The organism is Psychrosphaera sp. F3M07 (assembly GCF_018860345.1).
Taxonomy (GTDB): domain Bacteria; phylum Pseudomonadota; class Gammaproteobacteria; order Enterobacterales; family Alteromonadaceae; genus Psychrosphaera; species Psychrosphaera aquimarina.
Genome location: NZ_JAHKPJ010000025.1, coordinates 426210 through 441220 on the forward strand (window position 1 = coordinate 426210; position 15011 = coordinate 441220).

Here is a 15011-nt window from a genome sequence, read left to right on the forward strand (position 1 = left end):
TGTTCAACTTTATTTATGCGCGGACATCATGTCCCACATTGGTGTGAAAATACCTAGTGCAAGTACTAAAACCATCCCTGCGACAACACTGATCAATACTGGTTCTATTTTAGCCGTTAAACTTTTTAAATCAAAATCCACTTCACGTTCATAATAATCTGCCGCATCAGTAAGCAGTTCATCTACACGCCCGGTTTCTTCTCCCACCGCTATCATTTGTAATACTAACGGGGAAAACAATTTACTAGCTACTGCTGAACGTAATAAAGATTCACCTTTTTCAATACTAGTTCGCATTTCCTTAATTTTGGTTTCCATATAACTATTGTCTACGGCTTCAGCCACTAAGGATAAGCCTGAATTCATCGGAACACCTGCATCCAAAATCATAGAAAAGCTACGTGAAAATCGAGCTAATAAACTACGTTCAATAATCGAGCCAACAAATGGCATCTTGATTTTATAATGATCCCACTGATAACGTCCGGCTTTGGTCGCGACATATGATCTTAAAAAAAATATCCCACCGACAATAGCCAATACTAATACTTCCCAATACGTCACAAAAAAAGTAGAAGTCGCGATTAATATTTTGGTCGCCAGTGGTAAATCGGCACCTAATTTTGCAAACATCCCAGTAAAAGTTGGGATAACTTTTAAATTAAGTAAAAACATAGCTGCTGTGATAAAAAACAAAACCATTTGTGGATATCGAATAGCTGAGTTTATCCGCTTTTTGGTTTCTTCATCACGTTCAAAGTATTCCGCCAATTGCAAAAACGAACTTTCCAATCGCCCTGTATTTTCGCCTACATGCACAATACTGATTGCGATTCTTGGAAATACTTTACCATGGCTACTAAATGCGGCCGATAGGGATCGCCCTCGTTCTAATTGGACAGCTACGTCATTTAAAATTCTTTTTAAGGTCTTATTGGTCGTGGTATCCGCCAAACCTACGATTGCCCGGATCATTGGAATTCCAGACTTAGTTAACGAGTACATCTGCCTTGAAAACACCACTAAGTCTTCAATTTTTACGCGGTCAAAATACCCTTTAAAAATATCTTTGTTTTGATCTTCGTCGGTTAAGGTGATCTTAATTGGAATTTCTTGGCGAGCCATTAGTATGTCTGCAGCCGAGTTTGTATTTGGTGCTTCGATCTGCCCCTTTATCAAGTTCCCTTTTTTATCACGTGCTTGATACAGAAAAAATGGCATTAATATGGCCTATTTATAAGTGGCTGTGTCACTAACCACCTCAGAAATTCTTAATACTTCAGAAATTGTTGTCACACCTTCAAGTGCAAGCTCTAATGCGGTTTCGCCTAAACTTTTATAATCTGGTAATGCTTTAGCCGCAACAGAAAATGCTTCAGTATCACCATTTCGTAAAGCAGTTAATAAACTGTCGTCGTTCATTTCTAATAATTCATAAACACCAATTCGACCTTTAAAACCTGTGTTATTACAAGTTTGACAGCCCGTTCCTTTGAAGAACTGAGACATTGAATGATCTTTATGGGCAATATTTGATACCCATGTTATTTCTTGAGCTGAGGGTTCATATCTGGTTTTACACGATGAACAAACTCGACGAACCAATCGTTGTGCTAATACCGCACGTAATGAACTCGCCACTAGATAAGGCGCTGCGCCCATATCGATTAAGCGCAACGCCGTCGATATAGCATCATTGGTATGCAGCGTTGATAATACCATGTGACCGGTTAACGCCGCTCTTAAGCCAATCTCGGCGGTTTCTTGGTCACGTATTTCACCAACCATGATTACGTCAGGATCTTGACGTAAGGCCGTTCTTAACACCGATGAAAACGTTAAACCGATTTTATTATTAATCTGTACTTGGTTGATTCTTGGTAAACGGTATTCTACTGGATCTTCAACCGTAATTATTTTTGTCTCAGCGTCGTTAAGTTCGCTTAAACAGCCGTATAACGTGGTTGTTTTACCAGAACCTGTCGGTCCGGTTGCCAAAAACATACCGTTAGGGCTTTTAACTAATTTACGCACTTTGGCTAAGATGTGTGGCGGCATCCCAGTCGCATTTAAGCTTAATAAACCGGCGGATTGATCCAACAAACGCATTACAACCGATTCACCGTCTTGAATTGGCATCGTTGAGATACGAACATCAACTTCATGCCCTTTCACTTTAATATGAAAACGACCATCCTGAGGTACACGTTTTTCGGAAATATCTAAGCTTGCCATTAACTTGAGTCTGAGTACTAATGCAGGGGCGATATTTACTTCACGTAATATACTTTCTTGTAATATACCGTCAACACGGGTACGAATACGTAAGCTGCCGCGATCGGGTTCAATATGAATATCTGATGCTCTTACTTGGATAGCATCTTCAAATAACGATCTTAGTAGTTTTGCTACAACTGAATCCGCTTCTCCGTCACCATCTAACGAAGCAAAATCAAAGTCAGCACTTTCTTCATATTCCGCTTGTAGTTCAGATGCAAATTGTTCAATCTCTTTAGTTCTACGGTATAAAACGTCAAAAGCAATTAAAATTTGGCTTTCACGGACCGCTACAATTTCAAGATTTTTTGGCGACAATAAGCTGGACAATTGTTCAATTGCCGCAAGATCTGCAGGGTCTGACATACCCAACATTACGCGATCATCACCACTCTCTAATATTATTGCGCGCAAACGTCTGGCGTGAACTTCTGATAATTCAGAGGCTAATCGTTCTTCTATTTTGAAGTCAGATATATCTAAAAAAGGCACATTTAATTGTTGTGCCAAAAAGCGTAATAACTGCTCTTCCGAGATAATACCCGTTTCAATTAAAACCGTACCAAGCTTACGGCCGCTTTCTTTCTGTGCTGCTAAAGCAACCATTAACTGATCTTGTGTAATTATCTCGTCATCGACTAACAGATCACCGAGTCGCTTTTTAAGTTTATGCGTCGCCATTATTGTTTAAGCTCCTGAATTCGGTTCTCTACAAAATCCATGGTGGACCTTAACATGCCGCCTTTAGCTGCTGCGGTTTGATAACTCAATATGGCAGCATCAAACTTACCTTGGCTATCTAAGGAGATAGCATGGCCTAGCCACCAATTACCAAGATCAGGTTGTAATCTGGTCAACATTAAATAAGCTGATTCCGCACTTTCATATCGCTCTAACTTACGAGCAATGGAGGCTTTCATCGAATAAAACTCTAACGTAGCGTTAGATAATTCAATATCTAAATATGAAAAGGCGCCTTTAATATTATTTTCTTTAAAGTAAATTTTTGCTGCGGTCATACGCCATAATTCTACGTTTGGATATTTAGATAAACCATCATTTAAAATCGATACTGCTTGCTGTAATTCGCCTCTACCATACCAAGCTACGGCTAATAGATTTCTTGCTTCAACATGACCATCGGATATGGATAATACTTTATTTAATTTTTCCACCGCTTCGGTCACATACCCTTTATCAAACGAAGATTGAGCTTTAGTCATTAACTGTTCTAATCTCTGCTCTGGAGAATATTTTTCAGATGACTTAACAATAGTTAATTCAGGGTTTGGATTTGATTTAGCCACAGGCGCAGGCGCCATTGGTTTTGTTTTAGGCTCTGGCGTTTTAGTTTGCACGGTAACCGGCACTAATGGCTCAACTTTTTTGACGACTTCAACAGCTGCCGCTGTTTCAGAAACTTTCTGTTCTTCCGGTTTTGATTTTTTTGTTTGCTCTGGGATGACATCATCAACAATAGCTACCTTGTCTTCAGCTGTTTTGTCCGATGGTTGAACCGGCATTAAAGGTTTTATCTGTATTTTTTTTGGTTTTGAGTCAACCTTATTCCCTTGAGCAACAGGGACTAAAGGTTCCTGAATGGGAGTAATGGGTTCATCTTTTAATAATAACCAACCTATCGCGATGACTAAGCCCACAACAACAAGTGACAGTGCAATAACAATATACTTAGTCGTATTTTTCACTGGTGGCTGATAAACTGCATTGATAACATCCGCTTCAGGATCATCATGACGTTGTTCTAAATCTTTTAGCATTTTATTAATTACGCTCATTGTAATTGTCCCTTAACAATAGGCCATAACCAATACCAACCAAATAATCCAGCCAACGATATACTTGAAAGTACAAGCGCTATCGCCCAGATACCTAACGATTCTGCTTTTGCAGAGTCAGTATCTTTCGCTGCATACACAACTTGTTTTTTACCCACTTCTTGTTGACCTAATCCATAAGTCAACATTAACGATTTATGACTCAAAATATTTACTAAACGAGGAATACCGCCACTGTATTTGTACAACATTTTAACGGCACTTGGTGTAAACAATTGTTTTCCTTTATATCCCGCAACCCTAACTCTATGTTGCACATATGCTCTGACTTCATCCAGCGTTAATGCCCGTAACTTATAAGAGAAAGTTATCCGTTGGCGTATTTGTCTTAAACGGTCAGACTTTAACATTTGGTCTAATTCAGGCTGCCCAAATAAAACAACATGAATCAATTTACGAGATTCAGTTTCTAGATTGGTAAATAATCTTAATGCTTCAAAACTTTCCCATGGGATCGTCTGTGCTTCATCGATAACCAATAAAACACTTTTACCTTTGCCGTTTAATTCTAATAACTTTAATTGAATTTTTTGACTGAGTTGCTGTTGATTTATATTACTAATGCCGCGAATTTTTAGCTCGCTTGCCAGAGCAAAACGTATTTCGTCTGGCGATAAAGCAGGATTTGGTAGATATGCAACTTCGAATGAATCTTGTGTTTCATTTAAAAGTTTACGACACAACAAGGTTTTACCTGTGCCAACTTCACCAGTAACTTTGATGAAACCTTCACCGGTTTTTAGTGCCGTTGTTAATACTTGCATAGCTTCATCATGACTGGGTAAGCCAAAATAAAAGCTGGTATTAGGGGTTATAGTAAAAGGGAGTTCCCTTAAACCGTAATGATACAAATACATCTAAATTAGTCACCGTACCAGCGTTTAAGCAATTCTGAACTACGGTTCATTTGCTCTTGCCATGTGCCAGTTCCTACCACTGTAGGTCTGATTAAAATCACTAATTCTTTTTTCTTACGCGACTCTTGTTTAGATTTAAACAAATGCCCAATAAATGGTATAGCACCTAAAAATGGTACTCTAGACTCACCATCCGATGAAATGGATTGCATAAGGCCACCAATCACAACGATCTCACCACTTTTAGCACGAATGACGGTATCAGACTCACGTATATTGCTTTGAGCTAAAGGCAATACGTATTGTTCTTCATTTAAGGTAACCACTTTTTGTTGTTCTGCTGTTTCTGTAACCGACGGGTGTACATGTAGTATCACATCGCCTTTATCACTAATTTGCGGGGTAACATCCAATGCGATACCAGAAAAGAATGGTTCCAATTCAATGTCTGGAGAACTTGTTGTTGCTGTGCCCGTCACTGTTGTAGTGGACACATCTGTTACAAAATACTCATCTTCACCTACTTTTATCACAGCTTTTTGATTATTTGTCGCCGTTACTCTTGGTGAGGAAAGAACTTGAACGTTCCCTTGCGTTTTTAATAAATTAACTACGCCAGAAAAATCAACATTACTAAAACTTAAACTGGTTGCGCCACCTAATGACGCAGTAATAGCATTACCAAACGTACCACTGCCGGTACTAAACTCAAAGTTAGTCGCCCCGTCATTGGACATCACATTTTGCCAATTGATACCTTGTTGATAATCATCATCCAACGCGACTTCTACAATTTTAGCTTCTAAAATAACTTGTCTGGTTAAGTTTTCTTCTGAACGTTTAACAAAGTCTTTAACGACTTGGATATCAGAAGGTAAACCTCTTACGGTGACCAAACCTGATTGTGGGCTGACAACCACTTTAGAGTTTTCATCTGCACCAGACTTCATGATCATTTTCAACGTATCTTCTAGCTCTTGCCAATAATCAGTTTGCGACGTTGTTTGGATATTAGAACCACTGCCACCTTGGTTGCCCATCTGGCTACCTGATTGGTTTTGATTACCTGACTGATTGTTTGAATTATTTGAGCTGTTATTCGATGAATTATTTGAGCTGTTATTTGACGAATTTCCACTAGAATTGTTACCAGAAGAAGAGCCATTTTGCACTAAACCACCCGAGCTTATGCTGGTTGATGTCATACCATAACGTTTCAACATCAAATAGTTGATATCAATTGTTTCGGTTTTTATATCCGCCGGAAAAACTTGAATAACTTTTCCTCTAAATTGGATATCGACAGGATAAAGGCTATTTAATAATTCCATGACTTCGGAGATAGTGACATCTTTTAAATCTAAACTAATGCTTGCATCCACACCTGGATGAAACGCTACACTATAAGGCGTATCTTCAGTCATACCTTGTAAAAAAGGTTTTAATGGCACGCCATTCGCTGCCACATTAAATCGTTCTTCTAAACTAGACGTATCTAATGACGTATTGCCCACAGATAATAAATCAGCCGTTACTGAGTCTGGGATAACCAGTTTTGAGCGAGCGTCTGCTTTATCTTGACCTGTTTCAAAGACCTGATGAACCTCTTCAGATTTTTCTAACGAAGGCGTTAAGCTACAACTCGTTATTAATAAAGATATCAATGCAGTTATTACTGCTTTTGCCGAATTCAAAATATTTTTACTCATATATATAAAGGCGTCTCTGGGTTTCTGAGTTAACTAATACAACATTATCATGGTTAATTTGACTGATAATGTAACCATTGATCTTATCGCCTTTGGCGTATATTTGATCGGATATAATGGCAATCTTTGTGTCTCTTCTGTCCATGATCCCTTGCAAAGTCATGGCAGGCATAGATACTTTTTCAACTTGTCCCGTTATTGTATTTGTCTTGCTCATTGTCTGAGAAGTTAACGATTTTAATTGAGGTTTTGTTGGATCATGGATCTTATCTGCATTTACCTGCCAAGATAATAGTAAAGTAACAATTAATAAACAAAACTTCTTATATTTTAATAACATTTGCATTATCACTAATAGTAACCAGGGAAAGTGTCATCGTCGCTTTTGGATGTTCAGTAACTTCATAACTTAAATGTTGAATGCCAAATTGTTTATTTTTAGTTGTTATATTATTAACAAATTCCATCAAAGAAAAGTAATCGCCTGTGACAGAGACTTCAAACTGATGGCGGTAATATACAGGCAAATCTAATTCTGTGTCAGTTTCTATTTCTTGTGTCGGTAAAACGGACATCGCAATAATGCGAACTTCTTTAGATGTTTCTAATAACCTTGTTAGTTCAGCGGTCATTTTTCCAGGTGCGACGTAATCAGTCATCACCTTATCTAATTCAGACTCTACTTGAGCTAATTGTTTTTTTAATACGGTTATTTCATTTTTTATTTTTTCATTCGGATCTGTGTTTAACGCACCTTGAACCGAATTAATTTGTCCTGTTGTCGCCGTGTAACTGGTTAAAACAAGATTGGTATTATTTTTAATTGTATTTAATTGCATCGAGCTTGGCTCAACGGCTAATTTATATAAACCTATACATAATACGAAAATAAGTGCGCCTGAGATCAATCCTTTCTCTCGAATGCTTAATGAGATGAACTTTTCATTCCATTGTTGCCATTGCGTGACTAATTTGTTCATTCTTCAGGCTCTTCTGTTTTAACTAACGCAATCGATGTTGCTATTTCAAACTCCATTAACTCTTCATCTATGGATTTTACGTTTAAATGACTGAACTCACGCCCCTTAAAAGAATTACTTGCTTTTAAATAGGTCATCCAACGAGTAACGGCACTAGAGTCCAAAGCAAAACCTTCAAATATGGCAACTTTGTCATTAAAAGAGAATTTAGATAACCAAAGTTCATGATCATGATGTTCAGTTAATTCTTTTAATACTAAATAGTAGTCAGTTGTTGTTGTTTGTAGTCGCTTACCAACACCTTCCCAAAGCATTAACTTTGCTTTCAACTTTTTATCTAAATTTAGTTTTTGATCATTAAATGTGGCCTTATCATTATGTTTGACTAAATCCCCCTGCAATTTAGTTAATAACAATTGCGCCTGGGTATTTTTGGCTTCCATTTCAGCTAAATCATTTTTAGCTTGCTCTATATCCATCGAAATAACACTGACCCATATAACAAAGACAATGGCAGCAACAACAGAAGCTGCAAGTAAATTGGTAAGCGTTAAATAATATTTTTTAGGCTTGAGTTCATCAAGATAGAAATTAAGACTGATTTTCATTATTTGTTTCCTTCCTGCATTGCATAATTAGCAACGCCTAACGCCGCTAAATATTCTAATGCTGACTCACCATCTAATTGAGCTAAAGGAAGTTGCAACGTTTTAACCGGTAATGCGCTGTTTAATGCTTCAACAATTACGGCTTCATTATTTCCAGCTATGGCCACCAATACATTTTTAATCGGGGGTTGTTTCAACTGACTTTCGTAATAATCAATTGAACGTTGTATTTCAATGGCAATATTGTCCGAACCACCAGCCAACACCAATTCTGGAGACATATTGATGACGGTATCCGTGCCTCGTATTTTACGCGCAAAACATATTTGCTGATTTTTCAAAATCAATAATATGGCATCAGAACCTTTATGCTGAACAAATAATAATTGAGCAGCATCTTCGGTTGTTTGCATCCTAGCTAATACAAATTGCTCTGTAGTGATTGCCAGTATCTCAGCATTATTTTTATGAAAGGGTTCTATTATTGTGTCTAAATAAGCTCGAGAGGTCGCCATTACTTGAGCTTTGGCCGTTTGACCTAAAGGCTGAATATTCATTTCGATATAATCACAGATCATATCTTGCGGAGGAATGGAAACGAGTTCTTTTATTTGCCAAGGCAATGACGCGGAAATGTCAGCAACCGGTAATTCACTGAGTTCAATTTGTGCACTTTCAGTTTTATTGTTGTTGATTACGATGCCAGTTCGGACATTGGCTAATTCAAAGTCATCAATAATTAGGGATAATAAGCTGCTCAGTTTATTGGGTGCCTCGATAGGATATTCTTCGTTTTTTATACATTCAAAGCCAGTTTCAAGTTGTTTTATTTTGACAATTCGAACGCAATCTTGATGTATGGAAATACCCGCAAATTCATCGTGCACTTGTTTGTTGAAATAACTTTTTATTTTTGCAAGTAATGCTAATTTCATGCTTAATTTTTAATTATTAATTAATTACTTACTAATGTATCCTGTAAAGGCACTATTATACAACAAATAACCACTAAATTAGTTACTCTAAAACTATGAACTCTCATTTTTTTGATTTTGATCAACCCACCCCATTAGTCAAAACTTGTTTTCAGTTAACCCCTTGTAAAAGAATTCATTTTCAAATTAAACGCGATGATTTAATAGATAAGTTGATCTCAGGCAATAAGTGGCGAAAGCTCAAATATAATTTTAAACAATTTGACCAAAAAAAATTTAAAGGCATTGCCAGTTTTGGAGGTGCATTCTCCAATCACATAGCCGCTTTATCTGCAGCAGGTAAGCGGGCAGATATACCCACTATTGGTTTTATTAGAACCCATGAAATTGATTTAAATAACCCTACCTTATCCTTAGCTAAAACCAATGGGATGCAACTGATAGCCTTATCACGTGAAGCGTATAGAAATAGGCATAACTCTGAATTCATAAATTCTCTTAAACAAGCATACCCTGATTATCTATTTGTCCCTGAAGGTGGAAGTAATGACCTAGCGGCTTTAGGTTTAGCTGAGTTAGTGGAAGAATTAAAGCAGCAGTCCATTCATTCCAAACATCATGTTATCGCATGTGCTATCGGCTCTGGCGGCACTATTTCTGGCATGTTGGATGCATTTCCCAACATGAAATTCATCGGGGTTGCAGCAGTGAAGGACACTCCGCTTTTAGAGAAGTTAACCGTTACATATGGAGATAGGTTAACCATTGTCAGTGACAATTTATTTGGTGGTTATGGTAAAACGACTACGGAACTTAATCAGTTTTGCTTGGATTTTTATCACCAAACTCAGATCCCTATAGAACCAATTTATACTGGTAAATTATTACATACCCTAATGCATAATTATGACGACCTAGTAAACAAGGGTAAATCGTTAGTGGTTATTCATACCGGCGGTCTGCAAGGTCTTAAAGGCTTAAATTATCGCCATCAATATCAATCACCTCTATGGAATGATCTATTGTCTCTGACGGACGTTTAATAAAGTGCCCTTGAACACCATGTAGGCCAAGTCTTTCTAGGGCGTTTATTTCTTGCTCTGACTCCACGCCAGTGGCAAACAAAAGAATATTTCGGTTTGCTACTACAGTTTGTAAACTTCTTATAAACATCTGATTTTCAGCGCGAACTTGAATCTGATTAACTAGGCTTTGATGCAATTTTAAATAATTAACATCTAAATAATCCAAATAACCAGTATCTAAAACATATAAACCGACTTGGTCGATCATTAGCTGAACTTGAAACCGACGTACCGCAGCAAACATGGATGACAGTTTTTTCGCATTCTGGGCTAAATCAAACTCAGATACTTCAAATATCAGATATTTAGTCAATTCGGCATTTGCCTTCAGAAACTGTATTAACCAATTACAAAAATCTCTATTTAACCAACTATCAATATGTACATTCACCGAGATGGGCACTAAACATCCTTGCTCCATTACATCGATAATACTAAGTAAAATTTGTTTATCTATGGCCGGGATCAATCCGCACTTTTTAGCCATAGGTAAAAAGACTTTGGCATTAATTAATTCATCATTAGTCCCTTCCATACGAGCTAAGACTTCATAATGGTGTACTCGCATGTCCAAATCGATAACGGGTTGATAGAACAGTACAAAACTGCCTGTGTCTATGGCATTTTGTATTGCCGTACGCCAACGAACTGAGCCTTTAATTTCAGAGGCGGGTAATTGGCCTGAATCATACATAAACCAACCAGACGGCCCATGTAGCTGAGCAGCCCTTAATGCCATGTCGGCTTCTGCTAATATTTTAAAGCTGGTATCTTCCCTGTCGTACATGTCAGCACCAATATGACAAACCATATTGGTGTCTACATAATCAGGTAATTTTACCTTTTGGCTCATTCTAAGAATACTGAGTGCTATGCGTTCTACTTCATTACCATCAACATAAGGTAATAAAATAGCAAAATCATTGGCACTGATCCTAGAAACGACAGATTGTGCTGTGTCATCCACATATTCTTTTAATATTTCTGAGTATTGTTGCAAGATTTGCGCTACGGAGGATTTGCCCTGTCGATCACGGATCATATCTAACATACCAAATTGAATGATCAGTACAGCACCATACACTTTATCTTCTTCTTGCAACACGGAATCCAATCTGTGTTCAAAATACAAGCGATTACCTAACCCTGTATGGTTATCCAAAAAAGTTTGACTTCTAATAAAGTGATCCGCTTTATGTCCACTTTTTTGAGCTTCGATTCTTGCCTGATTTAAATTACGAATAGTATTTACCAAACTGTATGATCTACTTGGTAAATAAAACCTAAACTTATCATTTTTGTCGTACCTTGCAGCCCACGATTCAAGCTGAATAAGTACCTTCCAATGTTTTTGCAAATTAAAATGAGCCGTAGTTAACAAGATGAGTACGATAAAAAATAACACAGTGTTTGTGATGAAAAATTGAAAGAAATACGCGGAAACCAGTGACTGATGCACTAAAAGAACATACCCATCCTCAACTTCAAATTTGGTGGAAGAGACGTTCCAACTTTTACCGAAAATTTTTCGTATTTGGGTGTATCCAGTTGGTGTAATAAATTGCCATTCTAAAATAACGGGGGATAGTGGCTTGACAATTTCGAGTGGTAAAGAAAGGTTAATCATTTGATTAGTATATTGAAATTGAGCATTAATTTGTCTTAAATGATCATCTTTCGCGGCAGTGTAAAACATCACATTTATTAAAATAAAGACAAAACAAATCAACACAGCGACATGTCTTGTAACTAAATTAAATAAAATGCGAGAAAACTGCATGTCCGTATACTTTTTATAATTATTATGTCGCTAATTTACTCCCTGCTCATACACCATGCAAGTGCATTGGCACTTTAATCTTAGTAAATACCTTGATTATTTAGCTTAATCCTAAGATAAGCCAATAACCTGAAATGCTACGTATTGTAATTTTGGTAGACAAATTGGTAATCACAAATGTAATTACCAAGCGTATACTGTTTACTTTTGTTGATTTCAAAACAGTCAATTTTGTTGTATTTATTAAAACGAATATTGTAAACGTAAAGAGATGGCGTCACCTGATACCAGATCATTTCCAATATCTAAATAATCTGCCTGAATATAATCAGCCATCCATTTGATATTTTTATTTACGCTGTAGTTGATCCCAATCCCATAGGTCTGTGCTTCTTTGTTTTCTTGATTTAGAAGTAACTCACTATAACGACCAGTTAACTCCCAACCAGACTCAGAAGGACTCGATAACGTTCCATTTTTATATTTACGATACCCATCTGTTAATTGATAACTAAATTGCAGGTACTTACCTTCATAATCATTATTTACTTGGCTAATGCTGGTCACAGCCGCCTTTTGCCACTCTGCCATAAAGGTAAATTTATCTTGTATCCATAACAGCTCTACCCCTTTTAACGAAACGTTGTCTGCGTTTATTCTTTCACCTTCAATTAAAGAATCTGCGGTGTACACTTCTAAGGTTTCATTTATTCTAAATTCATTACCTTCATATTCACGTTCACTAAATGCAAAGCCTAGGTGTAATAAGTTCTCATCTTGTTGCCATGGTATCCAAGCAACACGTCCGGTTAGTGCAGATGTTGCCTCTTCAACATCAGGTTGATAATAACCAAGCTGCCAGAATAATGAGGGTAACTCGCCAGCCAGACTAACGCCAAGACTACGTCCAGGAGCAAAAGCTTCACTGATCATACTCCGTTCAATCATTAACAAGTTACGTGAACTCGTGACTTTTTCTAAACCAAACCCTTCTTTTTGTACACCTATGGTTAAGTCAGCAAATGACCAGCCTCCGTATTCTAAATACGCGTCTTTTATTTCTGTTTCGCCATCAGCAAAACCAAGCTGGAACTTACTTTTCCAATTGTCATCAATATCCGTCTTAAAACTTAACCGCGCCCGTCGTATACCAGATAAGGTTTGAGACACAGCGTCATCTTCAGAACCTTCCAAAAACGAAGCATCAAATTTGTCAAAACCGAACATTACATAACCACTAATGTCTGTATCATCGTTTTTTTTAGCGACACTCGCCCCGCTGACTAAGCCACATAATACCGATAGTAAAATTGTTATTGGCCGATTTAGTTTCATATCTAAGTACCTCATTCAATTATGTCTATGTATCGTTATTATCTTTCAGCTAAATAGCTGACTTTGAGCTGAGCAACGTCTCTTAAAAAATCTATGTGTTCAATATCCACCGCAACAACGTTCAAACCCGTTCTTAATTTTAAATCGGCAATTAATGTGTCTTTATTTTCTGGTGTGATATTTTCAATACGTTCATAACAAACACTTTGAATTTCATAACGTTTTACAAATAGACTGGAGTCGATGATAAAAGCTATTAAACAAATTACGCCGTTTAAAATAGCCAAATCAACCAAGCTCATTTGCCCCACCGAAGTGAGCAACGCAATGGCTGTGACAAGGAATAAATAGGTCATTTCTTTAATTGAAATAGACTCAGTGCGGTAGCGAAGCATGGTAAAAACAGCAAATAAACCAAAGGCAAATTCCATTGACATGTCCGCGCCATGCAACAAAAATGTGATGATAAACACACCCACACCAAACAGAATAAACGAACCTGCCACTACCGCGTTTTTACTTACGCGGAAATAACAGCCGTAACACAGAATGGCTAGCGAAAATAAGTTAACCAAAAAACGGGTAATGAAAATAAGGTCTAATTTTGTCATGTTATTTACTCTCTACAGGCAATAGCGAATCTAGGTGATTGAGTTGTGTTAAACGGGATAATACGGGTTTAAATTGGTTGGCTTTGACGCTTTTTGAGTAAAGCAAAGCACAGCCAATACAATATTTACTAAATGAAGTGGGGAATACGTGGTGTTTACTCATTAATTGATAAAAAGGAGAGTTTTTTGACTTCTTACTCTGTTTTAACTCCGCTATGAAAAAGCCAGGTAACGTCACTTTATTACCGCCTTCTGGCGTGTTGTACCAAAGATTAAAGTCTAGGGTTAAACGTTCTGCTTTTACCTCATTAGCTAACGCTATACGCTGATAACCACTGTGTTGAGTAACTCTTAAATCGGAAAATTGACCTTTGGTTTGTTGTTCAATAAACGCTGTGCTGTCTAATTTACCTTCCAAATTAGTATTGTTGTCCTTGGTTAATTTAATACGCGTTTTGATGGTTCTTTTTTGGTTATTTTTAAGTTTAACCTCTAAGTACTCTGTTGCTGTGTCTACGTAACGGCGACGGCGAACTTTGTACCGATTCAACTTACCATTGTGATGTGCCTGATATAAATCTAATTCCGGAGTATCTAGATATTGATTTGAATATGAAAAATAACGTTTCCCATTAATATCCAACACCCGATAGTGGCCATTCAATTGTTGTAGCAATTGAGGTAAAAAAGACAACGGCAACATGAACTTACTATCTACACGATTCATCAAGTTTGCATTGTTCAGATCATTTAATTTATAACCATCAAAGCTGGTTAATAACTCACTAATTTGCTCAGGTAGCTTTTGCTCCCCTTCTGAGATGTCTACCGCTTGCGGTTTTAATTTGAGTCCTTGCAGCTCAGTCGCAAAGGTTAAAAGTGAACCGTCCGTCTCCACACTATAATCATCATCCTTAAAACGTAATTGACTTGTTATCATGTTATTTGCTCTTAATCGTAATGGAAAAGATATGCAGC

14 protein-coding genes are annotated in these 15011 nt (G+C 37.2%); 1 reads left to right on the forward strand and 13 read right to left on the reverse strand.

Annotated elements, in window-relative coordinates:
* Positions 1-9 precede the first annotated feature (9 nt).
* From KO505_RS15965 to KO505_RS16005, 9 genes are read right to left on the reverse strand one after another with little or no spacing between them, the layout of a single operon-like run.
* Positions 10-1221, reverse strand: a complete 1212-nt coding sequence (locus KO505_RS15965) for a type II secretion system F family protein (protein WP_216056449.1) — start codon at positions 1219-1221, stop codon at positions 10-12.
* Positions 1222-1230: 9 nt separating this feature from the next.
* Positions 1231-2958, reverse strand: a complete 1728-nt coding sequence (locus tag KO505_RS15970) for a GspE/PulE family protein (protein ID WP_216056450.1) — start codon at positions 2956-2958, stop codon at positions 1231-1233.
* Positions 2958-4073 carry a tetratricopeptide repeat protein gene (locus KO505_RS15975; RefSeq protein WP_216056451.1) on the reverse strand — a complete coding sequence of 372 codons (1116 nt, stop codon included), beginning with the start codon at positions 4071-4073 and terminating at the stop codon, positions 2958-2960. Before KO505_RS15975 ends, KO505_RS15970 begins: the two co-directional genes overlap by 1 nt.
* A complete protein-coding gene (locus tag KO505_RS15980; protein WP_216056452.1) occupies positions 4070-4990 on the reverse strand; it encodes an ExeA family protein in 921 nt (306 codons plus the stop codon). The genes KO505_RS15975 and KO505_RS15980 overlap by 4 nt, the downstream gene beginning before the upstream one ends.
* Before the next feature lie 5 nt (positions 4991-4995).
* Positions 4996-6699 (reverse strand): pilus (MSHA type) biogenesis protein MshL, encoded by a 1704-nt coding sequence (gene mshL, locus KO505_RS15985; RefSeq protein WP_216056453.1) that lies wholly within the window; start codon positions 6697-6699, stop codon positions 4996-4998.
* Positions 6692-7039: a hypothetical protein gene (locus KO505_RS15990; protein WP_216056454.1), complete on the reverse strand. Its 348-nt coding sequence runs from the start codon at positions 7037-7039 to the stop codon at positions 6692-6694. The genes mshL and KO505_RS15990 overlap by 8 nt, the downstream gene beginning before the upstream one ends.
* Positions 7023-7679, reverse strand: coding sequence for a hypothetical protein (locus KO505_RS15995; protein ID WP_216056455.1), 657 nt, complete (start codon positions 7677-7679; stop codon positions 7023-7025). Before KO505_RS15995 ends, KO505_RS15990 begins: the two co-directional genes overlap by 17 nt.
* A complete protein-coding gene (locus KO505_RS16000; protein ID WP_216056456.1) occupies positions 7676-8287 on the reverse strand; it encodes a PilN domain-containing protein in 612 nt (203 codons plus the stop codon). The genes KO505_RS15995 and KO505_RS16000 overlap by 4 nt, the downstream gene beginning before the upstream one ends.
* Complete coding sequence (locus tag KO505_RS16005) at positions 8287-9222, reverse strand: hypothetical protein (protein ID WP_216056457.1); 936 nt, start codon at positions 9220-9222, stop codon at positions 8287-8289. The genes KO505_RS16000 and KO505_RS16005 overlap by 1 nt, the downstream gene beginning before the upstream one ends.
* A 95-nt stretch (positions 9223-9317) precedes the next feature.
* Between KO505_RS16005 and KO505_RS16010 the strand changes: the two genes are divergently transcribed.
* On the forward strand, positions 9318-10265 hold the full coding sequence (locus tag KO505_RS16010) for a 1-aminocyclopropane-1-carboxylate deaminase/D-cysteine desulfhydrase (RefSeq protein ID WP_216056458.1): 948 nt from the start codon (positions 9318-9320) through the stop codon (positions 10263-10265).
* On the opposite strand, the gene KO505_RS16015 is transcribed toward KO505_RS16010, so the two are convergent.
* The 4 genes from KO505_RS16015 to KO505_RS16030 form a co-directional block, all read right to left on the reverse strand.
* The gene (locus KO505_RS16015) at positions 10192-12087 is read right to left on the reverse strand and encodes an EAL domain-containing protein (protein WP_216056459.1); all 1896 of its coding nucleotides are present in this window, start codon (positions 12085-12087) and stop codon (positions 10192-10194) included. The genes KO505_RS16010 and KO505_RS16015 overlap by 74 nt on opposite strands.
* 243 nt (positions 12088-12330) lie before the next feature.
* Entirely contained in the window at positions 12331-13422 is a 1092-nt protein-coding gene (locus KO505_RS16020) for an OprO/OprP family phosphate-selective porin (RefSeq protein WP_216056460.1), read from the reverse strand.
* Positions 13423-13460: 38 nt separating this feature from the next.
* On the reverse strand, positions 13461-14033 hold the full coding sequence (locus KO505_RS16025) for a DUF4956 domain-containing protein (RefSeq protein WP_216056461.1): 573 nt from the start codon (positions 14031-14033) through the stop codon (positions 13461-13463).
* 1 nt (position 14034) lies between these two features.
* Positions 14035-14973 (reverse strand): polyphosphate polymerase domain-containing protein, encoded by a 939-nt coding sequence (locus tag KO505_RS16030; protein ID WP_252731831.1) that lies wholly within the window; start codon positions 14971-14973, stop codon positions 14035-14037.
* Positions 14974-15011 lie beyond the last annotated feature (38 nt).